Annotated in this window: 27 protein-coding genes and 1 pseudogene; 13 read left to right on the top strand and 15 right to left on the bottom strand. The window is 67.5% G+C overall.

Annotated features, from left to right (window positions below):
- Positions 1-8: 8 nt before the first annotated feature.
- Together ACYU8W_RS11765 and ACYU8W_RS11760 are read left to right on the top strand one after the other, a co-directional pair.
- Positions 9-1,628: an FAD-dependent oxidoreductase gene (locus ACYU8W_RS11765; RefSeq protein WP_499469268.1), complete on the top strand. Its 1,620-nt coding sequence runs from the start codon at positions 9-11 to the stop codon at positions 1,626-1,628.
- 46 nt (positions 1,629-1,674) lie between these two features.
- The gene (locus ACYU8W_RS11760; protein ID WP_499469284.1) at positions 1,675-1,935 is read left to right on the top strand and encodes a metal-sensitive transcriptional regulator; all 261 of its coding nucleotides are present in this window, start codon (positions 1,675-1,677) and stop codon (positions 1,933-1,935) included.
- 58 nt (positions 1,936-1,993) lie between these two features.
- Here the strand turns inward: ACYU8W_RS11760 and ACYU8W_RS11755 are convergent, their stop codons facing one another.
- The 9 genes from ACYU8W_RS11755 to trhO all read right to left on the bottom strand — a co-directional run bounded on the left by ACYU8W_RS11755 (position 1,994) and on the right by trhO (position 10,137).
- Entirely contained in the window at positions 1,994-2,578 is a 585-nt protein-coding gene (locus ACYU8W_RS11755) for a hypothetical protein (RefSeq protein ID WP_499469266.1), read from the bottom strand.
- Positions 2,579-3,913 (bottom strand): toxic anion resistance protein, encoded by a 1,335-nt coding sequence (locus ACYU8W_RS11750; protein ID WP_129626295.1) that lies wholly within the window; start codon positions 3,911-3,913, stop codon positions 2,579-2,581.
- Between the two features lie 189 nt (positions 3,914-4,102).
- A complete protein-coding gene (locus ACYU8W_RS11745; RefSeq protein WP_499469265.1) occupies positions 4,103-5,308 on the bottom strand; it encodes a M20 metallopeptidase family protein in 1,206 nt (401 codons plus the stop codon).
- A 14-nt stretch (positions 5,309-5,322) separates the two neighbouring features.
- Positions 5,323-6,507 carry a benzoate/H(+) symporter BenE family transporter gene (locus ACYU8W_RS11740; RefSeq protein WP_499469263.1) on the bottom strand — a complete coding sequence of 395 codons (1,185 nt, stop codon included), beginning with the start codon at positions 6,505-6,507 and terminating at the stop codon, positions 5,323-5,325.
- A gap of 484 nt (positions 6,508-6,991) precedes the next feature.
- The gene (locus ACYU8W_RS11735; RefSeq protein WP_499469261.1) at positions 6,992-7,120 is read right to left on the bottom strand and encodes a hypothetical protein; all 129 of its coding nucleotides are present in this window, start codon (positions 7,118-7,120) and stop codon (positions 6,992-6,994) included.
- A 36-nt stretch (positions 7,121-7,156) separates the two neighbouring features.
- The gene (locus ACYU8W_RS11730; protein ID WP_129626299.1) at positions 7,157-7,912 is read right to left on the bottom strand and encodes an AIM24 family protein; all 756 of its coding nucleotides are present in this window, start codon (positions 7,910-7,912) and stop codon (positions 7,157-7,159) included.
- A complete protein-coding gene (locus ACYU8W_RS11725) occupies positions 7,909-8,592 on the bottom strand; it encodes an AIM24 family protein (RefSeq protein WP_499469259.1) in 684 nt (227 codons plus the stop codon). The genes ACYU8W_RS11730 and ACYU8W_RS11725 overlap by 4 nt, the downstream gene beginning before the upstream one ends.
- 5 nt (positions 8,593-8,597) lie before the next feature.
- The gene (locus tag ACYU8W_RS11720) at positions 8,598-9,221 is read right to left on the bottom strand and encodes an AIM24 family protein (RefSeq protein WP_499469257.1); all 624 of its coding nucleotides are present in this window, start codon (positions 9,219-9,221) and stop codon (positions 8,598-8,600) included.
- 148 nt (positions 9,222-9,369) lie between these two features.
- Positions 9,370-10,137, bottom strand: coding sequence for an oxygen-dependent tRNA uridine(34) hydroxylase TrhO (gene trhO / locus ACYU8W_RS11715; RefSeq protein ID WP_499469255.1), 768 nt, complete (start codon positions 10,135-10,137; stop codon positions 9,370-9,372).
- 237 nt (positions 10,138-10,374) lie between these two features.
- Between trhO and ACYU8W_RS11710 the strand changes: the two genes are divergently transcribed.
- Positions 10,375-11,070, top strand: coding sequence for a hypothetical protein (locus tag ACYU8W_RS11710; RefSeq protein ID WP_499469253.1), 696 nt, complete (start codon positions 10,375-10,377; stop codon positions 11,068-11,070).
- 243 nt (positions 11,071-11,313) lie between these two features.
- Complete coding sequence (locus ACYU8W_RS11705; protein WP_499469251.1) at positions 11,314-11,538, top strand: hypothetical protein; 225 nt, start codon at positions 11,314-11,316, stop codon at positions 11,536-11,538.
- Between the two features lie 49 nt (positions 11,539-11,587).
- Here ACYU8W_RS11705 and ACYU8W_RS11700 read toward each other — a convergent pair whose 3' ends face one another.
- Together ACYU8W_RS11700 and ACYU8W_RS11695 are read right to left on the bottom strand one after the other, a co-directional pair.
- Positions 11,588-11,911 carry a gamma-glutamyl-gamma-aminobutyrate hydrolase family protein gene (locus ACYU8W_RS11700; protein ID WP_499469249.1) on the bottom strand — a complete coding sequence of 108 codons (324 nt, stop codon included), beginning with the start codon at positions 11,909-11,911 and terminating at the stop codon, positions 11,588-11,590.
- The gene (locus tag ACYU8W_RS11695) at positions 11,908-12,240 is read right to left on the bottom strand and encodes a nucleoside triphosphate pyrophosphohydrolase family protein (RefSeq protein ID WP_141929369.1); all 333 of its coding nucleotides are present in this window, start codon (positions 12,238-12,240) and stop codon (positions 11,908-11,910) included. Before ACYU8W_RS11695 ends, ACYU8W_RS11700 begins: the two co-directional genes overlap by 4 nt.
- A 72-nt stretch (positions 12,241-12,312) precedes the next feature.
- Between ACYU8W_RS11695 and ACYU8W_RS11690 the strand changes: the two genes are divergently transcribed.
- Entirely contained in the window at positions 12,313-13,014 is a 702-nt protein-coding gene (locus tag ACYU8W_RS11690; protein WP_499469247.1) for a Type 1 glutamine amidotransferase-like domain-containing protein, read from the top strand.
- Here the strand turns inward: ACYU8W_RS11690 and ACYU8W_RS11685 are convergent.
- Positions 13,011-13,742: a glycosyltransferase family 2 protein gene (locus ACYU8W_RS11685; protein WP_499469245.1), complete on the bottom strand. Its 732-nt coding sequence runs from the start codon at positions 13,740-13,742 to the stop codon at positions 13,011-13,013. The genes ACYU8W_RS11690 and ACYU8W_RS11685 overlap by 4 nt on opposite strands.
- 146 nt (positions 13,743-13,888) lie before the next feature.
- On the opposite strand from ACYU8W_RS11685, the gene ACYU8W_RS11680 reads away from it, so the two are divergent.
- The 3 genes from ACYU8W_RS11680 (at position 13,889) to ACYU8W_RS11670 (ending at position 16,763) form a co-directional block, all read left to right on the top strand.
- Positions 13,889-14,893 carry an acyl-CoA dehydrogenase family protein gene (locus ACYU8W_RS11680; RefSeq protein WP_499469243.1) on the top strand — a complete coding sequence of 335 codons (1,005 nt, stop codon included), beginning with the start codon at positions 13,889-13,891 and terminating at the stop codon, positions 14,891-14,893.
- Positions 14,890-16,221 (top strand): PIG-L family deacetylase, encoded by a 1,332-nt coding sequence (locus ACYU8W_RS11675; protein WP_499469241.1) that lies wholly within the window; start codon positions 14,890-14,892, stop codon positions 16,219-16,221. Before ACYU8W_RS11680 ends, ACYU8W_RS11675 begins: the two co-directional genes overlap by 4 nt.
- 350 nt (positions 16,222-16,571) lie before the next feature.
- The gene (locus ACYU8W_RS11670; protein ID WP_499469239.1) at positions 16,572-16,763 is read left to right on the top strand and encodes an HD domain-containing protein; all 192 of its coding nucleotides are present in this window, start codon (positions 16,572-16,574) and stop codon (positions 16,761-16,763) included.
- Between the two features lie 44 nt (positions 16,764-16,807).
- On the opposite strand, the gene istB is transcribed toward ACYU8W_RS11670, so the two are convergent.
- Both istB and ACYU8W_RS11660 read right to left on the bottom strand, forming a co-directional pair.
- Positions 16,808-17,515 (bottom strand): IS21-like element helper ATPase IstB, encoded by a 708-nt coding sequence (gene istB, locus ACYU8W_RS11665; RefSeq protein WP_499469282.1) that lies wholly within the window; start codon positions 17,513-17,515, stop codon positions 16,808-16,810.
- A gap of 263 nt (positions 17,516-17,778) precedes the next feature.
- Positions 17,779-18,141: an ArsR/SmtB family transcription factor gene (locus ACYU8W_RS11660; protein WP_499469237.1), complete on the bottom strand. Its 363-nt coding sequence runs from the start codon at positions 18,139-18,141 to the stop codon at positions 17,779-17,781.
- Positions 18,142-18,225: 84 nt separating this feature from the next.
- Here ACYU8W_RS11660 and ACYU8W_RS11655 point away from each other — a divergent pair, with 84 nt between their 5' ends.
- From ACYU8W_RS11655 to ACYU8W_RS11635, 5 genes are read left to right on the top strand one after another with little or no spacing between them, the layout of a single operon-like run.
- Positions 18,226-18,693, top strand: coding sequence for an ArsI/CadI family heavy metal resistance metalloenzyme (locus ACYU8W_RS11655; RefSeq protein WP_499469235.1), 468 nt, complete (start codon positions 18,226-18,228; stop codon positions 18,691-18,693).
- A gap of 44 nt (positions 18,694-18,737) precedes the next feature.
- Positions 18,738-19,799 carry an ACR3 family arsenite efflux transporter gene (gene arsB / locus ACYU8W_RS11650; RefSeq protein ID WP_499469280.1) on the top strand — a complete coding sequence of 354 codons (1,062 nt, stop codon included), beginning with the start codon at positions 18,738-18,740 and terminating at the stop codon, positions 19,797-19,799.
- Entirely contained in the window at positions 19,796-20,419 is a 624-nt protein-coding gene (locus ACYU8W_RS11645; protein WP_499469230.1) for an arsenate reductase ArsC, read from the top strand. Before arsB ends, ACYU8W_RS11645 begins: the two co-directional genes overlap by 4 nt.
- Before the next feature lie 22 nt (positions 20,420-20,441).
- A complete protein-coding gene (locus tag ACYU8W_RS11640; protein ID WP_499469223.1) occupies positions 20,442-20,864 on the top strand; it encodes an arsenate reductase ArsC in 423 nt (140 codons plus the stop codon).
- Entirely contained in the window at positions 20,861-21,280 is a 420-nt protein-coding gene (locus tag ACYU8W_RS11635) for an arsenate-mycothiol transferase ArsC (protein ID WP_499469221.1), read from the top strand. Before ACYU8W_RS11640 ends, ACYU8W_RS11635 begins: the two co-directional genes overlap by 4 nt.
- A 28-nt stretch (positions 21,281-21,308) precedes the next feature.
- Here ACYU8W_RS11635 and ACYU8W_RS11630 read toward each other — a convergent pair.
- Positions 21,309-21,572, bottom strand: a pseudogene (locus ACYU8W_RS11630) (IS21 family transposase); the annotation flags it as partial.

Genomic DNA, 21,572 nt, shown 5'->3' with positions numbered 1-21,572 from the left:
TTCTGTCCATGAAGATCATCATCGTGGGAGGTGTGGCCGGTGGCATGAGCACGGCCACGAGGTTGCGGCGGCTCGATGAGCGAGCCGAGATTCTGGTCGTCGAACGCAGCGGGCACGTGTCCTTCGCCAACTGCGGTCTGCCCTACCACGTGGGTGGCGTCATCGAGGATCGCTCGGCGCTGCTGTTGCAGACGCCGCAGTCGTTGGCGGCACGGTTCGGCATCGAGGTACGGGTGGCGACCGAGGTCACCGGCATCGACAAGGAATCCCGCACGGTCGAACTGAAGAACCTTGCGAATGGGTCCGTCGCAACGCACACGTACGACTTCCTGGTGCTGTCGCCGGGCGCTCGCCCGGTGCGTCCGCCGATCCCGGGCATCGAACGTGCGCTGTCGCTGCGCGACATCGAGGACACCGATGCGATGGTGGACGCGGTCGCGGGAGCTCGCACCGCGGTCGTGATCGGGGGCGGGTTCATCGGGCTGGAGGTCGCAGAGAACCTGCACCACAAGGGAATTGCCACCACGATCGTCGAGGCTGCTGATCAGGTGATGGCGCCGCTGGACCCCGAGATGGTCGCTCCGGTGCACACCGCGTTGCGTGAGGCCGGGATCGACCTGCGACTGGGCTCGGGCGTCTCCTCGATCGGTGCGGACAATGTCGTGCTGGCCGACGGCTCGACCGTCCCGGCCGACGTGGTCGTCGCGGCCATCGGGGTGAAGCCGGACGTCACTCTGGCCAAGGCGGCCGGACTGATCATCGGTGAGCGCGGCGGCATCCAGGTCGACGATTCGCACCTCACCAGCGACCCGCACATCTACGCGGTGGGTGACGCGGTGGAGAAGAAGGACGCGCTCGACGGCTCCGCCACCCTCGTCCCGCTCGCCAACACCGCCAATCTTCAGGGACGGCGCGTCGCCGACCACATCGCCGGCCAACGAGGAACCGGACGCCCTGTGCTCGGCACCGCGATCGTCGGACTGCTCGGCCTGCAGATCGCGACCACCGGCTGGAACGGCAAGCGCCTGCGCGCTGCCGGACGCAGCTTCCGCGCGATCCACACCCACCCGATGTCGCACGCGGGTTACTACCCCGGGGCGCAGCAGATGGCGCTGAAGCTTCTGGTGGACGGCGAAACCGGGGAGATCCTCGGCGCCCAGGGCGTCGGTCGAGAAGGCGTCGATCGGCGGATCGACGTCATCGCCACCGCAATGGCCGGCGGGTTGAAGGCGGCCCAGCTCGCCGATCTCGAGTTGGCCTACGCGCCGGCCTTCTCCTCCGCGAAGGACCCGGTCAACATGCTCGGTTACATCGCCGACAACCTCGCCGAGTCCACCACCGATACCATCCAGTGGCACGAACTCGACGCAGCACTGGACGCCGGCGCCCACCTGATCGATGTCCGCACGCCGGAGGAGTTCCAGCGCGGCGCGATTCCTGGCGCGATCAACATCCCGGTCGACGAGTTGCGTTCTCGACAAAGCGAATTGCCGGACGGCGACCTCATCGTGCACTGCGCTGTCGGCCAGCGAGGACACACCGCCGCGCGGCTGCTGACCCAACTCGGGCGTGAGGTCCGCAATCTCGACGGCGGCTATCGCACCTGGGTCGCGGGCACCGGCCGGTGATATACACCCAGGGGTACCCGTCCGGGATGCGAAGGAGCAGGTGATGGTGCAGTTGGATCCACACGAGATGGAGGCCGTCGTCCGGCGGCTGAAGCGCGCCCAAGGGCAGATCGGCGGGATCGTGAAGATGATCGAGGAGGGCCGCGACTGTCAGGACATCGTCAACCAACTGGCGGCGGTGTCGAAGGCGGTCGACCGAGCCGGATTCGCCACCATCGCGGTCGGACTGCGCAAGTGCATGGCCGAGCCCGACAACGGCGAACTCGACGTCGCGACGATGGAGAAGATGTTCCTGTCCCTCGCCTGACCAGCCCGAGTGTCCGCGGGATGCGCGCGTTGACCCGCGCGTCCTGCGGACTTTCGGGTCAGAGGTCGAGGTCGGACTGACCGAACTTGGACTCCAGGAAGCGCCCGTGCACCTGTAACGCCTGCACATCGCGCATCCGACTCGCCTCGGCCAACTCACCCACGGAGCGGCGCAGCGCGGTGAGTTGCTCGACCAACTGATCGTCGGCGGCGGCCATCTCCGGCGAACCCGGGGCCGCCGCGCGTGACGCGCCGACGTACGTCCGGATGGTGCTGGGCAGGTAGTCGGTCAGCACGCCGAAGATCGCGACCCGCACCGAGATGTCGAGCATGTTCGCTTCGGGCGAGGTGAGCACGGTACGGACGGTGTCGGTGACCGACCGCGCGAGCACGACGCCGAGCCCGGGCAGGTGCGCAGCGCTCTGGTTGATCTCGAGCACCAGCGATTGGTTGTGCCGCAGCAATGAGGGGACGTCGTCCCCTTCCGGCTTGGGCGGCGGCGCGGCCGCGGTGGTGTCGACCGCCCGGCCACCTCGCTGGGACTGCGCCCGCGCGCGGTCCGACATCACCGAACCGCGCGCGGCCTGACCGCCTTGAGCCTGACCGTTCTGGCCGGGCTCGAACAGTCGTGACAGGAGCCCCACTTACTGGTTTCCGCCCTGGTGCGGGTACGGCGGCTGCTCGCCCTGCCGCGGACCCTGCTGCTGGATGTTGTTCGGGATTCCGGGGCGCTGTTGCGGAGGCTGGAACTGCGCCGAGGTCGTCGCGTCCACACCCTGGTTGCGCAACGAACGCTCCAGGTACGGCTTGGCGCGCTGCACCTGACCCTCGAGCGCCTGGACGGTGGTCGCCATGTTCTGCGTGGCCTGCGAGCGGAAGGTGTCGATCGCGTCCATCGTCTGGAAGACGTTGTCGAACGCGCGCTGCAGCTTGTCGATCTCGATCGTGCTGGACGCCGCCTGCTCGTGGATCTCGACGCCCTGGGTCTTCAGCTGCTCGCTGGTCTTCTCGATCAGGCTGGACGTGGTGGAGTTCAGCGCGGTGATCTGGTCGAGGACGATCTTCTGCTGGCTGAGCGCCTGGCTGACGATGACCGCCGTGCGCAGCGCCGCGACCGTGGTGGTCTGGGCGCGGTCGACGCCGCGGATGAGCTCGACGTTGTTCTTGCGGACGAGGTCGAGCGCCAGGTAGCCCTGAACCGCCACGGCCATCTGGGTCATGATGTCCTGCCGGCGCTGGCGCACCGCGAACAACACGTCCGACTTCATGATCTGCGCGTCCTCGGTGCGGCCCTCGGCCTCGAGTCCGGCGATCTTGCTCTCGACAGCCTTGTCGAGCGCCGTTGCGAGCTGGTTGTACTCGCCCAGCTTCTGCATCGCGTTCCACATGTTCGTGCGCTCGACGTCGATGGACGCGTTGTCCTTGCGCAGTTCGTCCTGGCCGCTGGCGAGGCTGCGGATGATGGAGTCCAGGTGGCTCTGCGCCGACTGGTACTTCATGAAGTAGTTCTCGATCTTGTTGCCGCCCGGCATCCACTTCAGGATCTTCTTGGCGCCCTTGAGGTCCGCACGGTTCGGGTCGAGATCGGTGATCGTGCGACGCAGGTCGACCAGCGTTCCCGACACCTTGCCCTGCGCGGAGTCCTTGCCGCCCTGGGCGGCCGGGCGCTGCAGCATCCGGTTGGAGACCTCGGAGCTCTTGCGGATCTCGCTGTCACCCATGAGAACGATGGAGTTGACCTTCTCGGTGAAGGCCGGCGACTTCATGTCCATGCTGGTGAGGTCTTCGACGTACGCCTGCGCCTTCTTGTCCAGTTCGGACTGCGCCTCGGCGTTCACCGGGACGGCCTGCACCGCCTGGCTCTCCTCGACGACGGCGACCGCAGCGGGCGCTTCGAGGACGAGCCCCTCACCGCCGGGTGCGCTCGTCGCGGTCTGGGTGGGCTTGGTCGGCTGGCCGCCGAGGTCAAGGTCGGACATGGATTGCCTCTCTCGTCACACTTGCGTGCGGGGCTTCCCCCATTTGGTTCCCCACTCTAGGCGGAACGCTCCGCCCATTGGCCCGCGTTCCCGACCGAACACCTCTACCCCCGTAGTAAAGGTTTCCGGTCGTCACAGCGACACTTGTCGAGGCTCGAGAACTGGTCGCGGTAGCGACCGTTTCCTTGACTACGGGCGTAGTTGCTGAGTGCGGCGCAGGGCCATCTCGGCGAGCCAGGCGGACGCCTGCCACAGGACGTCGTCGTCGAACGCTGCCCGTGGGGAGTGATTGTCGGCGGCCGTCTTCGGGTCGTCCGTCGGGCAGCAGCCGAGGAAGAAGTAGGCGCCCGGGACGCGTTCGAGCACGAACGAGAAGTCCTCGGCGCCCATCTCGGGGTCCTCGCGCTCGACGTAGGCGTCCGCGCCGAACAGGTCGGTGACCACCTGCCGCCCCAGGTCGTAGTCGGCATCGGTGTTCACGGTGGGCGGGTAGGACTCGACCACCTGATGTTCGGCACTCAGACCGTGCGCCTGCGAGATTCCCTCGGCCAGACGGATCACCGTCTCGCGCAAACGCTTTCGTGACTCCTGGGACAGCGACCGCAAGGTGATGTCGAGCTCGGCGGTGTCGGGGATGATGTTCGACTTCGTGCCCGCCGCGATGCGTCCGATGGTCGCCACGACCGGGTCGAAGACGTCGAACCGGCGTGTGACGGCGGTCTGGATCGCAAGCGCGATCTCGCAGGCGACCGGCACCGGGTCGAGGGCGACCTGCGGCTGGGAGCCGTGACCACCCGCGCCCCGGACGACGATGTGGACGTCTTCCGCCGCCGCCATGCAGGCGCCGCGGGTCGTCCACCAGGTGCCCTTGGGGAAGGTGGCGGAGGCGACATGCATCGCGTACGCCGCCTCAACAGGTCGTCCGGCGATGTCGAGCAGACCCTCGTCGAGCATCGGCTCGGCACCGCCCGGGCCTTCCTCGGCGGGCTGGAACATGAGGACGACGTCACCGGCCAGTTCGTCCTTCAGCTGGCACAGGATGCGGGCTGCACCGACGAGACCGGCGATGTGCATGTCGTGCCCGCACGCGTGCATGACCCCGGGATGCGTTGAGCAGTAATCGGATTCGTGAAGTTCCTGCACCGGCAACGCGTCCATGTCGCCGCGCAGCAGCACCACGGGTCCGTCGGTGCGGGCACCGCCACGGATCACGCCCACGACCGAGTCGAGGTTGTCGCTCTGGTGGATCTCGATCGGCAGACCGTCGAGCGCTTCGAGCAACCGCGCCTTGGTCAGCGGCAACCGCAGGCCGATCTCCGGGATGCGGTGCAAGTCGCGGCGCAACGAACGAAGGTCGTCGCTCATCTGCTGGGCAAGTTCGACAGTTCGGCTCACTCAGCCGAGGGTAGTCAGGCCGGCCGGCGACGCAGCACGACGTACAACACCAGCCCCGCGACCAACCCCCAGAACGCCGAACCGATCCCGGCGATCGTGATGCCGGACGCCGCCACGACGAGCGCGATCGCACCGGTTTCCCGTGCGTTCTCCTGGGCCAGGGCGGACCAGGCAGCAGCGGCGAAGGTGGCGATCAGCGCGAGTCCGGCGATGGTCTCGACGATCCCCTTCGGGGCCGCGACGGCGACGGCGGACACCAGTCCGGCAAGCGGGCCGAACGCGAGGTAGGTGAGCCCACAGGAGACTCCGGCGATCCACCGGCGCTTCGGGTCCGGTCCCGCCTCGGGGCCCGCCGCGAGCGCGGCAGAGATCGCGGCGAGGTTGATCGCGTGACCTCCCGCGAGCGCACCGACCGCCGATGCACCGCCGGTGTACAGCAGCGGACCTCGCATACCCGGCTTGTAACCGAAGGACGACAGCACCGCGATGCCCGGGATGTTCTGCGAACTCATCGTCACGATCCACAGCGGGACCGCGATCGCGAACATGGCTCCCGTGTCCCATTGCGGTGCAACGAAACTCAGGCTGGGTGCGGCGTTGGACAGATCGAGACGTCCGAACACGCCGCGCACCGCCATCACCACGAACGCGGCGAGCAGCGCACCGATGACCGCCCATCGGCGAGCGAGCGCGGTGAGCACCAACCAGGTGAGGATCACCGGTCCGATCGCCCAGGGGTCCGCCTCGACGGCGGACACCGGTTCGATGACCAGTTGCAACAGCACCCCGGCGAGCATCGCGGACGCGAGCGGGGCCGGGATCGACTCGACCAGGCGACCGAGCGGGCGGATGAGCCCGCAGAGCGCGAGCAGGATGCCGCAGACCATGAATGCGCCCACGGCAGAAGCGAATCCGCCGTGCGGTGCGGCCGCAGCCGCGAGCAGCGCGGCACCTGGCGTGGACCACGCCATGGTGACCGGCATCTTCAGGCGCCAGCTGAACAGCACGCATCCCAGACCCATCGTCAGGCAGAGCGCCATGAGTCCGGAGGCTGCCTGCGCCTGCGATGCACCGACCGCGCGAAGCCCAGTCAGCACGACGGCGAACGAGGAGGTGAAACCGACGAGCCCACAGACGATGCCGGCCATGACCGTGGGCATGACCGAGGCCGTCACCGGCTGCGTCGTGCTCGAACTCATGGGACGTCAGCGTAGGAGTCGCTTCCCCGACGCTCGAGGACCCGTCCAGCTCAGCCTCCCACGGTCCAGGACGCGACCTTGCGCAGGCGTAGCGCAGGCCCCCCGGCAGGTGCGGTCAGCTCGGGGGTCGGGTCGCACACGAGTCGGAACCCGGGGAGCACGAAAGATCAGCGGTGATCATCGACCGTCAAGATCCTGCAGCGGCGTGCCACGAAGTAGTTGCGCCCGAGGAAAACTCAAGTGGTCTCGATCGCGGCACTCCGCTAACGCTCCGCACCTACTCGACCACCGTTCTGGCGCCTGCTCGACCACCGTTCTGGCGCCTGCTCGACCACCGTTCTGGCGCCTGCTCGACCACCGTTCTGGCGCCTGCTCGACCACCGTTCTGGCGCCTGCTCGACCACCGTTCCGGCGCCTGCTCGACCACCGTTCCGGCGCCTGCTCGACCACCGTTCCGGCGCCTGCTCGACCACCGTTCTGGCGCCTAATCGACCACCGTTCTATCGACCACCGTTCTGGTGGTCGCACCGGCGGTGATGAGCCCGGCCGCAAGGACGATCGTGACCAGCGCGACGAGGCGCTGCGCGATGCCGAAACGGGTGCGGTCGGTCACCCCGTCAGGGTATGTCGAGCCCTTTCCGCACCGACGTCAGCGGTGTTGCTGCTGTTGCTGCGCCGTGATCCGCTGCTGCAACATCGCCAGGCCGGCCGGCGAGACGAGCGGCAGTTGCTGCTCGATGTTGCGCACCACGTGGTGGTCGTGAACGACCTTCTCGCTGCTCTGGATCAGGACGGTGCCGGCGCCGGTGAAGTCGTACTGCCGCTCCTCACCGGAGTTGATGCCGAGCATCGCCGCGCCCGCCGACATGAAGCTGTTGACCCAGTTCTGGTCGTAGTGCAGCGACGGGGACGGGCAGTCGGCCCAGCCCACGAGTGCCTCCGGGTCGACGCGCAGCGGCGGCTCGACGAACATCACCGGTCCGTTGGAGGACGCGAGGAACTTGCCGGTGCCGATGAGGGTGAGGAAGCCGGGCACGATCGACTGGTTGAGCTGGATACCCGGCTCGAACGCGAGCAGGTTGGACGCGCGGACGGTGAGGTTGCCCTCGTCCAGGTCGTAGCTGTTGATCGTGTAGCCACGGTCGCCGATGATCAGCGTGCCCTGGCCCTCGACGACGACGAAGTCCTGTTGGTACATCGGGGCGCTGAAAGTGCCGGCGACCATCTGCTGCAGGCCCGCTCCGATGCCCGCGGTCAGCGCGTGGAAGCTGGCCTGACCGTAGTAGGCGATCATCGCGCCCTTGCTCATGAACCAGGGACGGTCGAGCGTGAAGTAGTACGCGTACTCGTTGCCCGGGATGTTGTCGTTGCCTTGCAGCACACCGGGATTCAGAACATTGCTCACAGCTTCTCCTCCGATGCCTGCACCAGCACGAGCCCCTGACCGTTGCACTGCAACTGCATCGCCTCACCCGAACCACGACCCACCGTGTCCCGCCAGCTCATCGCCGACTGCAGCTGGGTCTGGACGTTGCCGACCGTGCCGACGAACGCCTGCGGATCGACGACCACCGGGCCGTTGCCGACCGGGATCTCGATGAGTTCGCCGTGAGCGACCAGCACGACCGCACCGACGCCGCTGAGTTGGGTGGTGAACATCCCGTTGCCGGTGAGCGCACCGGTGGCTGCCCCGCGAAGTGCTCCACGGAGCCCGCCTCCGCCGCCCTGCTGGGACTGGGTCGAAACGATGGACGCCTGCATCCCGGCGGTGTAGCCGAGCATCCGGGACATGTCGGCAGTGACCTGTCCGCCCTGCGGCAGGTCGATGACGTGCAGTGCCAGCCCCTGGAATCCGTAGTGCACCTGGCCGTTGCCCTGAGCGATCATCGTCCGCTCGTGCTCGCTGCGCATCATGGAGCCGACCATCGCGCCCATGCCACCGGGTGCGCCGCCGGCGCCCGGGATCTGGTGCGGCGCGAAGTGCACCTGGCCGGAGTAGAAGAGCATCGAACCGCGGCGCGACACGATCGGACCGGTACGCCCAAGGTCGGCCTTCACGACCTTGCTGTTGATCTTCTCGAACATGCCGATCACCGTTCCGCCAGCTGGATGGAGACGACGCCCTGGCCCTGCCAGCGCAGCGAGAACGCCTCGCCGCCGCCCTGCCCGACCGCGGATCGCCAGGAGACGTCGGTGACGAACGACTGCTGCAGTTGTCCCTTGGCCGCGACGAACGCGTCCGGGTCGACGACCAGCGGAAGGTTCGGGTTGACCTCGAGGTGGATCAGCGGCCCACCGGCGCTCAGCAGCGCGACCTGGCCGGTGCCGCTGACGGTCGTGGTGAACAAGCCCTGCCCACTGCTCATCCCACCGACCCCGGCGAACTGGACGTTGGTGTTGAGGTTGCCCGCGAGCGCCAGGATCTGGCGACTCTCGACCTGCATCGTCTCGTTGTTCAGCGGCAGCACGGTGACGTACTGCGCGTTGACGGCGAACTGGACGACGCCGTCGCCGGCGCACTCCATCAAGGTCAGCGACTCACCGGTGGCCCGCTGCTTGAGGCCGGCCAATACGCCTGCGCCACCGCCGAATCCAGCGTTCTTGAACTGCACCTGGCCCTGGTAGGAAACCATCGACCCGCTGATCGCACGCACCGACGACTTCTGCAACCTGGCCTCGATGACGCGCGACGAACGCGCGACGAGTTCTGCCATTTCACCCTCCCTGGTCGGCACCATCCTGGCTGATGCCCGGGCCTGCGACGAGACCCGGCGGCGAAACGTTCCGGGGTCGGCGAGTGGGGCGCCCTCAGAAGCAAAGCAGCCGCGGACGAAGCCAACACGCTTCGACGGGTGGGCACGCTCAGCCGTCGATGTCGGAGCGTTGGCGACCGACGTCGCGCAGGTTGGTGTCGAGGGTGACCCGGTTGTCGAAGACGAAGCACTCACCGTCGAAGTCGGCGTCCGCGTCCGGGATCTCCTTGAAATAGTTGAGAATTCCGCCTTGCAGCTGGTGCACCTTCAGGCCGAGGTCCTGCATCCACGGACTCGACTTCTCGCAGCGGATGCCACCCGTGCAGTACATCGCGACCTGCTTGCCCTCGGCCTTCCACTCCGGAGCGTGTTGCTCGACGAAGTCGCGGAAATCGCGGAAGTTCACCACTCCGGGGTCGACCGCACCCCGGAAGCGGCCGACCTCGTACTCGAAGGAGTTGCGGTTGTCGAGGACGACGACGTCGTCGCGCCGGATCAACTCGCGCCACTCATGAGGCGGAACGTCGGTGGCAGCCACGTCGTCGACGCGTGACGGCAGGTCGAGACCATCGACACCGAGCGGGACGATCTCCTGTTTGGCCTTGACCATCATGCGGGAGAACGGGATTCGCTCGTAGTCGGTGCGCTTGTAGGTGATCCCGCCGAACGCGACACCGACCGTCTGATCCGCCGCCGCCTCATCGATGAAGGCGTCGATGCGCTCGGACGGTGCGGCGAGCATCCCGTTCACGCCTTCACCCGCGACCAGGATCGTCCCCAGCAGTCCCTCGGTCAGTTCACGCAGTCGGCCGCAGACAGCAGCGACGTCGTCGATGCGGACGAAGCGGTAGAACGCGATGTGGACCCCGGAACTCACCCGGTCATGGTGCCAGCGGGCGCAGGCTGCGCGAAATCTCGATCTCTTTCTGGCCAGCCCTGGTCCAGACGCGAGCGAGCCATTGTGAGCGTGGCCGACGACGGTGGCGGGTGGTCATCGGTTCCCGCCGTGGCATGGGAAGACCTGCCCATGGGGCGACCGGATCGTCGGCCTCACGGTCACCGTCTGGTGAGTGTCGAGATACTTCGCTCACACCACTCAAGAGGAGAAACACCAATGAACACACCACTGCGGACGGCAGCGCTCGGCATCGCACTCACCTCCAGCCTCGTTCTCACCGCCTGCGGCGGGTCGAGCGAGACGATCGGGTCCAGCTCCACCACGTCGAACTCCATCAAGTCGGGCACGTCGACCGGTTCGAGCACCCAGGCGTCACATAACAGTGACGGCACCACCCCACCGGGATCGCAGTTACGTTTCGGGACGGCCGGCACCTTCGAGCGCACGACGATCCACAAGGGCAAGTACCGCTCGACCATTACGGTGCAGCAGCCGGAACAGGGCAGCGAAGACGACATGGCGAAGATCCGCGAGATCGAGGACTTCGACTACCCGTCGGGCGCCACCGCGTACTTCGTGCGGTACACCGTGCGGTACGACGCGGTCGACGCGGCGGCCGCCAAGAATCTGGGCGATGAGATCGCGGTGCCCGAGCGGCTCTCGCTGGATTCGATCGACCAGACCGGCTACGACAGCTCCGCGTCGGGGAAGGTCGGTGCCGGAGGCAAGAGCTACGCCTTCGACAAGTGCGCCATGGCCGAGCTGCCCGAAACCGTCCAGAACGGCACGACCGCGAGCTCTTGCCTGGTCTTCGTGCTCTTCCCCGGCAAGAAGCTGACCAAGGTGCGCTACGACGACCAGGACAAGAGTCCGTACTCGTCGGAGGGCGGCAAGCCGGTCTTCTGGTCCTGAGCAGGTGGGTCGGCGCGATTGCGCGCCGACCCACCTGTTTCCACATGTTCTCTTCTCAGCGGCGCCGCAGGACGGCGTACAGCACGAGGCCCGCGACCAGTCCCCACAACGCCGATCCGATGAAGGCGATGTGCACGCCGGACTCGGGGATGTTCACGTCCATGGTGCCAGCGGCGCGGGGCTGCCTTGAAAATCGACGCGGATGCGACATGATCGGCACATCTCGGGGAGCAGGAGGAGACCATGCGTCGAGCGTTCGTGGCGATCGCCGCTGCGTTGTTGGGGTCGAGTGTGCTGACGGGTTGTTGGACCGAGAGGCCCTGCTCGGACGGCGAGTATCCGGTGACCGGCACGGGCACCAATACCGGTGGCTCCGTGTGTGTGAAGGACGGTGAGGCGCCCCCGTCCGGCTTCGACACCTATCCGGCCGGTAAGACGCCGACGGTTGCGGGTGAAACGCCGACCTGAGTCTCAACGAAGCCGAGGGATGACGTCTGTCACAACCGTCTCCAGAGTTTCACGTGAACCCACGTCGACCGTGTCCTGTCGCGGCCAGTGGGTGATGACGTCGGTGAACCCGAGTTCGGCGGCACGTCCGACCAGGGATGCTCGGCCAGCTGCATGCCGCGGCACCGAGCACGGGGATGTCGAGCTCAGCGGTTCGCCGGACCAGGGCGATCTCGGTGTCGTCACGTTCCGTGAGGGGAGCGTCGGACGCCGGGTGGCGGATGTCGGCGTACCGCAGCGGATCGATGTCGGCGCCGCCCGCCGGCTGGTCGCGCCAGGGTCCGTGGCTGACCGGTTCTGCGTAGGTGGTGATGCCGACGAGCGAGCGACTCACCGCGCCTGCCCGGCGGCCCCGTGCACCGACTCCCAGTGCAACCATTTGTCGGCGATCGCCCGGTCGACATCGATGCCGGTGCGGCGCGCGAACACCAGCAGCATGCCGATCGCGTCCGCCCATTCCGCGGCGAGCGCCTGCTCCTTCTGCTGATCGTCGAGGCCACGATCGCGGCCCTGCCCGGACGCGGTCAGCCACGCCTGGGCGAGCTCGCCGACCTCCTCGGTCAGTTTGAGCAGCACCCACTCGGGAGTGCGGTCGACGTCGTAGGCACGCGAGTAGCCCGCGGAGATGTGATCGATGCGGTCGGCGTACTCGGAAAGTTCCACCCGCGAACCGTAGCCGCGCGCGCCGACGGCAATCGAGTTGCGCCGGGACTTCACGACCGAGAGGGTCGAGGCATGAACGGGACGATCGTGACTCTGGGCGGCGGTGGGTTCTCGGATGCACACCGCGACTCCGCGATCGACAACTTCCTGCTCGACCTGACGGGAGCCTCGACGCCGAAGGTCTGCTTCGTGCCGACCGCGAGCGGGGACGCGGACGGGTACTCGCAGCGCTTCGAGGAGGCTTTCGCGGGCCGCGCGACGACGTCTGTGCTGTCGCTGTTCTGCCACGACCCGTGGGGGTACCTCGACCCGGAGATGCTGCTCGACCAGCACCTCATCTATGTCGGCGGCGGGTCGACCGCGAACCTGCTCGCGGTGTGGCGCCTGCACGGACTCCCCGACATCCTGCGGCGCGCGGCGGCGCACGGCACTGTGCTGGCCGGTATCAGCGCGGGGATGAACTGCTGGTTCGAGCAGTCGTCGACCGACTCCTTCGGACCGCTCGCGCCCTTGGACGACGGTCTCGGTTTTCTGCCCGGCAGCGCGTGCCCGCACTATCTCGGGGAGTCCGAGCGACGAGATCAGTACCTCGGCTGGGTTGCCTCCGGCGCGTTGAAGGACGGGTGGGCGGTCGACGATCACACCGCCCTGGTCTTCCGCGATGGCGAGTTCCTCGAAGCCATCGGTGAGCAGGACGGTCACCCGGCATTCCGGGTCGAACGGCGCGGCGACGAGGCGCTCGAGACCGCTCTCGACGTCCGTCTGCTGCGTTAAGCCGAGACGATCTTGTCCGGCGGTTCGGCGAGGCCGCGCAGGTAGCCCGCGAAACCTTCCGGCGTTCGTGCAACGAATCGTCCGGACGTCACCACGGGCGCCGTCGCGGTGGCGACGACCGCCGCACCATCGCGCCGGATCGCGTCGACGAGCCGGACGTCCTCATGCACCGGCAGTTCCGGGAACTCGCCCGCGCGGCGGTAGGTGCTGAGCCGGACGCCGAGATTCGCTCCGTGCACGTACGGGTGATCCTCCGCCAGGACATGTCGCGCATGCCATGCCTCGATGACGCGCGGATCGACGCCGAGCGCTTCGGGCACGACCGTCCCTAGCACCAGATCGGCCCCGCCACAGGCGAGTTCGAGTTGCCGGGTGAGCCAGTGGTCCGGGACGACGCTGTCGGCGTCGGTGTTGGCCACCCAGGCGGCGCGGGCGTCCTGCACGCCGGCGAGCACCGCGGCGTGCTCGACACCGGCGCGGCGGGCTGCCCCGACCTGGCCGAAGGCACTGACCAACGCGTGCGCCCAATGCCGAGAGGCGACGATGTCGGCGGAGGAGTCGGTACACCGATCGAGCACGACCACGCAGGTCACCCGGGTTTCGGGCCGTTCGACGCTCAACCGCTCGATCGCAGCTTCGAGGCGGTCGAGGCAGGCAGGCAGCAGCGCCTCCTCGTCGCGCGCCGGCACGACGACAAGGATGTTGCGGGGACAGGTTTCGATGTTCATTCTCGTTTCGGAGGACAATGCGTTTGGGCCCACGGTGCCACCTCGCGGTGGTCAAATGGCCGTTGGCAGCGCGCGAAGTTTGCCGCCGAACCCAATGACGCATGCACTTTCGCCCGCAGGGGTGGACGTAGACGAGGGAGACCCCGATGAGCGACCCGCAGGCTCGCGCCGGACTGGCGCCGGACGCCGGACCGGATGATCTCTACGAGCAGGCCCGGCGGTCAGCAGGGGACGCGGCTGCGGCTCTGGCGCTGGCGCCCCGCATCGCCGAGGCGCTGCCGTTGCCCGGGTCGGGGTCGACCATCGAACTGTGGGAGGGCCTCGCCCGCCTGGGCATGATCGATCTGACCGTGGCACGCACCATCGAGCCGCAGCTGGACGCGCGGGCGATCCTCACCGAGTCCGGCGACGACGCGCCCTCCGGCACCTGGGGTGTGTTCGCTGCGGAAGGTCCCGGCGTCCGGCTCACCGCGTCGCCGGACGGGGACGCGTGGAGACTCGACGGGGTCAAGCCGTGGTGCTCGCTGGCTGCACACCTCGACCATGCGCTGGTCACCGCGTGGGTCGACGACTCGCAACGCGGCTTGTTCGCCGTCGACCTGCAACAGGACGCAGTGACCGCCACCAGCGGCACTTGGGTCGCCCGCGGTCTGCCGCAGGTGACGAGTGAGTCCGTCGAGTTCGCCGGGGTTGCGGCCACGCCCGTCGGTGACGCGGGCTGGTACCTGCGCCGGCCGGGGTTCGCGTGGGGCGGCATCGGTGTCGCAGCCGTGTGGTTCGGCGCCGCGGTGGCGCTTGCGTCCGCGCTGACGACCGCCGCCGGGAAACGTGAGCCCGACCAGATCGCCCTCATGCACATCGGACGCTGTGACGCGGCCCTGCACGCGACCCGGTGCACCCTGCGGCAGGCAGCGGCCGACATCGATGCGGGCTCCGTGGACGACCCCGGTCTGCTGGCGGCGCGGGTGCGCACGATCGTGGCTCAGACCTGCGAGACGGTGATGACCGCCGTCGACCACGGCCTCGGCCCCGGGCCCCTCGTCGGGAACGAGGAGCACGCCGCCCGGGTCGCCGACCTGCACCTGTACGTGCGTCAGTGGCATGCCGAGCGGGACCTCGCCGCGATCGGTTCGTCCGTGGTGCAGGAATGACGGAGACGTTCGACCTCGCCGACCCGGGCACTCCCGAGCGGGACTGGCTCGCCGCTCTCGCGTCGCGCGACCTTCCGACGCTCGATCTGAGGGCCTTCGAGCACCTCGTCGTCGTGGCCGCGCATCCGGACGACGAGACCCTCGGCGCCGGCGGACTGATGGCCACTGCAGCCGCTCTCGGGCTGAGGATCACGGTCGTCGTTCTGACCGATGGCGCTGCGTCACATCCGAACTCACCGACACACTCTCCGCAAGAACTGCGCCGCATCCGGGAGGCCGAGGTGCGTCACGCCGTGTCGTCGCTGGCTCCGGACGCGTCGGTCGTCACGCTCGGCCTGCCCGACGGCGCGCTGGCCGAGCAGGGCGACAAGCCGGTGAACGCGATCGTCGAGGCGATCGGTCTGGACGGCGCGTCCACGCTGTTGCTGTCACCCTGGCACGCCGACCGGCACCCCGACCACGCTGCGGCGGCGCAGGCGGCCTCGCTGGCCGCCCACCGCACGGACGCAACCCACCTCGGCTACCCGATCTGGGCCTGGCATTGGAGTTCGGTCGACGAGTTCCCTTGGGAGTCAGCCGTTTCCATCGATCTGACGCCGTCGACCGTCGAATGGAAGCGGACGGCGATCGCGGCGCACACCAGTCAGGTCGAGCCGCTGTCGGACGCCCCAGGCGACGAGGCGCTCCTGCCAGATCACGTGCTGCAGCACTTCGCACGTGCTCAGGAAATCCTGCTGTCGCAGAACGTGATTCAGGATCAAGCTCTTGACGACCTGCACGACGAGCAGGCGGACCCGTGGAACGTCGACGAGTCCTGGTACGAACGGCGCAAGCGAGCGGTGACGCTCGGTCTGCTGACGCGTGCGCGGTACGAGTCGGCGCTCGAGGTCGGCTGCTCGATCGGTGCACTGACCACTGATCTGGCCGAACGCTGCGACCGCGTACTCGGTATCGATGCGAGCGCCCACGCGGCTCGCGCCGCAACCGCACGCGTACCGGTGAATGCCGAAATCCAGCAGCGCGATGCACCCGAGGACTGGCCGGACGGCAGGTTCGACCTGGTCGTGCTGTCCGAGGTCGGCTACTTCCTGAGCCCGCGCCGCTGGGACGCCTTGCTGGACCGCGTCCGCGAAAGTCTGACCGAGGGCGGCGAGGTGCTGTTGTGTCACTGGCTCCCGCAGCCGGACGGTTGGCCGATGGACGGCGAGGTCGTGCATGAAGCCGCGATCGAGCGTCTGAGCGGAGAAGGGCGGCGCGTAGTCGTGCAGTACCGGGACGACCACGTCCGCATGGAGGTCATCGGAGCCAGTCCGGTCAGGCCTGACTGATCAAGTTGGTGATCCAAGCGCGAAGTAGTGTCTTGGTGACAGCTGCATCTCCCACCGGCGCCGCCAATTCGCCACTGGGCCAACGTCTTTCGATTAACGTGGCACACGTGACGCGGACGTTCTCGTTGTTCGTGGGCCACGCACTACCCGACACCGGGCAGTAAGTGACTCGCTGTGTTCGCTCCCTGGGCTATGACGCCAAACCGCCCGCCGAAGATTGCAGCGCCAGATGCGGGCGACGCACCTCGAGGACTGTTGGCGGCGGGTTTCCGTGGCTCCCGTTCGGTTCCGCCGATGGCCAGCAAGTCGAACTGATGCACAGTGTCAGAGCTAACACGTAGCTTTCAGTTATGCACGAATGCCCGAGCCACCACATCTTCGGCAAGGACCCTGCGGCTACATCCGGGGTAAGCGGCTCATACCCCCTCGTGTGCCATCTCCTGGACACCGCTGTAGTCGCCGATCACCTGTGGGATGAATGGCTGCGTACACGATTGAAGGATCTGCTGGTGGAGGGTCTCGCCACTGTCAACGGCGGCTGAAAATTGAGCAGGTTTCGACGGGTGAAATTTGAGCACCTGGTCGTCTACTTGTTGCCGTTCTTGGCGAGGAGTTCGCGTCGGGTGCGGGTTCTGTAGGACTCTCCTGACAGGGCGATGACCTCGGCGTGGTGGACGAGTCGGTCGATCATCGCGGCGGCCACGACGTCGTCGCTGAAGGCCTCGCCCCAGCGGCCGAATGGCAGGTTCGATGTGACGATGATCGAGCCTTGCTCGTAGCGGGTCGCGATGAGTTGGAAGAACAGGTTCGCGGCGTCGGTGTCGAAGGGGATGTAGCCGACCTCGTCGATGATGATGAGCTTGTAGCGGCGGATCCTTTTGAGCTCGGCGTCCAGCGTTCCGGCCTGGTGGGCGCCGGCCAGCCGGGTGATCCAGTTGCTCGCGGTGTCGAACAGCACGGAGTGGCCGTTCTGTGCGGCCTTGACGCCCAGCCCGATCGCGAGGTGTGTCTTGCCGATCCCGGGCGGGCCGAGCAGGATCACGTTCTCGGCCTTCGCGACGTAGGTCGCGGTGGCTAGGTGCGCGAGAATGTCGCGGCGCAGCGACGGCAGGTGTTCGTAGTTGAAGTCCTCGAGGGTCTTGATGGCCGGGAAGTGAGCGGTCTTGATCCGCATCATCGCCCCCGGTGCCTCGCGTTCGCTGTTCTGGCGTTCCAGGACCGCGGCGAGGTACTCCTTATGCGACCAGCCCAGGTCGCGCGCTTGGACCGCGATGTCTTCCCACGTGCGGGCAATGGGGGTGTGGTGGAAGTCGACGCCGAAGAGGTCGTCGTAGTCGGGCAGGGCGCGTAGCGCGACGACGTGCCCGTCGCCGTGGGCGCGGGTGGTCTTACGTGGCGCCGCAGCAGCACGCGCCGCATTGAACGAGCCCCGCAGCTCCTTCGCCGTCGCGACGTGGTCCGGGTCGGTGATCGTGGCGCCGCTTCTCGCAGTCCGCTATTGCACGCGAGTTGGGGATCGCGAGGAACACGGTCGTTCGTGCTCCTCGAGACGCTTGGTCAGACGTCGAGGGCCCGGCGCGCCAGAGCGAGCCGGTCGGGCGCGAGAGTGAACCAGGCCCATTGCCCACGACGCTCTCGAGTCAACAGGCCGGCATCGACGAGGACCTTGAGGTGGTGGCTCACGGTTGGCTGGGTCAGACCGAGAGGTGTCGGCAGATCGCACGCGCAGACCTCCTGTCCGGGCGAACAGCGCACGATCCCCAGGATCTGCAACCGGACAGGGTCAGCAACCGCCTTGAGAAGCCGGGCGACCATCTCGGCGTCCCCCCGCGAGATCGGTGTGCTGCCCTGAGCCGCGCAGCATCGCTCGACCGCCTGGGTCAAGAGTGCGCGTCCGTCGGTGGAGAGGGCGATCGACATGACCTGATATTGACATACGTCGATATGGAGTGGCAAGGTCGACTCATCGACAAGCGTCGATATGACTCCATGAAGGACCCCACCGTGAGCCGTGTACAAATCGCCCTCAATGTCGTCGACCTTGAGGCGTCCGTCGCCTTCTACTCCACGCTGTTCGGTGTCGAGCCGCACAAGCGCCGGCCTGGCTACGCGAACTTCGCGATCAGTGAGCCGCCACTGAAGCTCGTGCTCATCGAGACCGATGAGGCCACTCGCGAAAGCGGGCCGAAGGGGGCCCTCAACCACCTCGGTGTCGAGGTTGACAGTGCCGAGCAGGTCGGCGCGGCCCGCACCCGCCTGGCGGATGGCGGCCTGGCTACTTTCGACGAAGACGACACGACGTGCTGCTACGCCCTACAGGACAAGGTGTGGGTCCACGACCCGGCCGGCGCTCCGTGGGAGGTCTACGTCGTCAAGGATGAGAACCCGGCGAACGCCCAGCCTGCCACCGCATCCCTTCCCGTCCTTGAGCCATCCTCGCCGTGCTGCGCCCCGCAGGGCAGTCGGACGTGACGACCACTCAGGACGCCACCGAACAGGAGACCGGGCGCCTGGCGATGCTGGATCGCTACCTGCCCGTATGGATCGGGGTAGCGATGGTCGTGGGCCTCGCCCTCGGCCGCGGGGTGCCCGGCCTGGGGCCAGCTCTGGATGCGGTGCAACTCCACGGCATCTCGCTGCCCATCGCCCTTGGCCTCCTCGTCATGATGTACCCGCCACTGGCCAAGGTCCGATACGACCGCCTCGACTCAGTCACTCGTGACCGCAGGCTGCTGGGGTCCTCGCTCGTGCTCAACTGGGTCGCCGGCCCGGCACTGATGTTCGCCCTCGCGTGGATCTTCCTGCCTGACCTGCCGGAGTACAGGACTGGCCTGATCATCGTGGGGCTCGCGCGTTGTATCGCCATGGTGATCATCTGGAACGACCTGGCCTGCGGTGACCGCGAGGCTGCCGCCGTGCTGGTCGCCCTCAACTCGATCTTCCAAGTCATCGCCTTCGCGGCCCTCGGGTGGTTCTACCTCTCGGTGCTACCGGGCTGGCTGGGTCTGGAGCAGAGCGCCCTGGATGTCTCCTTCGGCCAGATCGCAGTCTCGGTCCTGATCTTTCTCGGCGTCCCGCTGCTTGCCGGGTACCTCTCCCGTCGTATCGGCGAGCAGCGTTGGGGTCGACAGGCCTACGAGGAGTCCTTCCTCCCGAAGGTTGGCCCGTGGGCGCTCTACGGCCTGCTCTTCACCATCGTCGTCCTCTTCGCTCTACAAGGTGACGCCGTCACCTCGCGACCGTTGGACGTCGCCCGGATCGCGTTGCCGCTCCTGGCCTACTTCGCCCTGATGTGGGGCGCCGGATACCTCACCGGCCGCGTGCTCGGCATGACCTACGAACGCACGACCACCTTGGCCTTCACCGCTGCTGGCAACAACTTCGAACTGGCCATCGCCGTCGCGATCGCGACCTTCGGCGTCACGTCCGGCCAAGCCCTCGCTGGTGTCGTCGGCCCCCTGATCGAGGTGCCCGTCCTCGTCGGCCTCGTCTACGTCAGCCTCGCGCTGCGTCGACGCTTCCCTCACCCTTCGTCAGCCCTCGCACCATCTCGCATCCCAGGAGAGGACCGCACATGAGCACCGCACCCCACACGCCCGACACCTACGACCGACTCATCGACGACCTGACCTACGCGTACGACGGGGTCTTCTCACCCGAGACCGTCGCCACAGTCGTGCACGAAGCCCGCGCCCTGCTCGAGCCCCGCGCCACGATTACGCAGTACCTGCCGATCTTCGTCGCGAAGCAGGCTCGCGAGCGGCTCATGACCGTGGCCCAGGCCGAAGGGAGGGTCGCCAAGCAGGTCCCCGAGATCCTGTTCGTCTGCGTGCACAACGCCGGGCGGTCCCAGATGGCCGCCGCCCTCACCGAGCACCTGTCTGCCCGGAAGGTCCACGTGCGCTCGGCCGGGTCCGAACCCGTGGACACGGTCAACCCCACCGTTCTTGACGCCCTGGCCGAGCGTGGCATCCCGCTTAGCGCGCCATACCCCAAGCCCCTGACCCACAGCGCAGTCCAGGCCGCCGACGTCATCGTCACCATGGGTTGCGGCGACGCCTGCCCAATCTTCCCCGGCAAGCGCTACGAAGACTGGGACGTCGCCGACCCCGACGGCCAACCTCTTGACGTCGTGCGGGACATCCGCGACGACATCCAGCAACGTGTGACCCAGCTCCTCCGTGACGTCCTCGCCTGACCAGCCCACCCCAGGAGTCCACATGACTGACCAGCCGTCCGTCCTCTACGTCTGCGTGCACAACGCCGGCCGTTCCCAGATGGCCGCCGCCTACACGCACACACTGTCCGGCGGCGCCGTCGAAGTCCGCTCGGCCGGGTCGGCCCCCGCCGACTCGATCAACCCCGCCGTCCGCGAAGCGATGCTCGAGGAGGGCATCGACCTGTCCGCCGAGACACCCAAGATCCTCACGACCGAAGCCGTCGAGGCCTCCGACGTCGTCATCACCATGGGCTGCGGCGACACCTGCCCGATCTTCCCCGGAAAGCGCTACGAGGACTGGCAGCTCGACGACCCCGCCGGTCAGGGAGTCGACGCCGTCCGGCCAATCCGCGACGACATTCGGGCCCGCGTCACCGACCTCCTCAACTCGCTCGGGATCGACCCCGTCAGGACCACGGCATGAACCAGGCCAGGCCATCGGCCCTCTTCGTCTGCGTCAAAAACGGCGGCAAGTCTCAGATGGCTGCCGCCCTCATGCGCCAGCGCCACGGCGACACCATCGACGTGCACTCCGCTGGCACACGCCCCGGGACAATGCTCAACGCAGGCTCGGTCACCTCGCTCGAAGAGATCGGCGCCAGCGTCGCCGGCGAGCACCCCAAGCCGATCGACCCCGAGCTGCTCGACACCGTCGACCGCGTCGTCATCCTCGGAGAAGACGCCCAAATCGACCAACCCGGCATTGCGCAGATCGACCGGTGGATCACCGACGAACCGTCCACCCGCGGCATCGAGGGTCACGAGCGCATGCGCCTGATCCGCGACGACATCACCTCACGAGTTGATGCCCTGGCAGCAGATCTGCGCCGGGAGGCCTGAGATGTCCAAGTCGCCGGTTGCCCGCGACCTACTCGTGCACTTCGAATATGCGGTGTTGCCAGTACCGGTTGAACCACCCGACCGCCGGCGACACTGGCGGCAACGGAAGCATCGCTGCCTTATCGGTGTCGAGCCGTTCAATCGGTTTCGCCTTGATCGTGCGCGCTACCCGACTGTTCGCGATCGCGAGCCAGTCAGTGAACTGGGAGTTGAAGTCGCCCGGTGACGCAAACGACCGGCCGGGCATGAACGAGGTCTCGTAGTACCCGTTGCGGCGCTCAACCACGCCCTT

The organism is Yimella radicis (assembly GCF_054778255.1).
The sequence above is the reverse complement of the archived record's forward strand: the minus strand, read 5'-3'. Positions and strand labels throughout refer to the sequence as shown.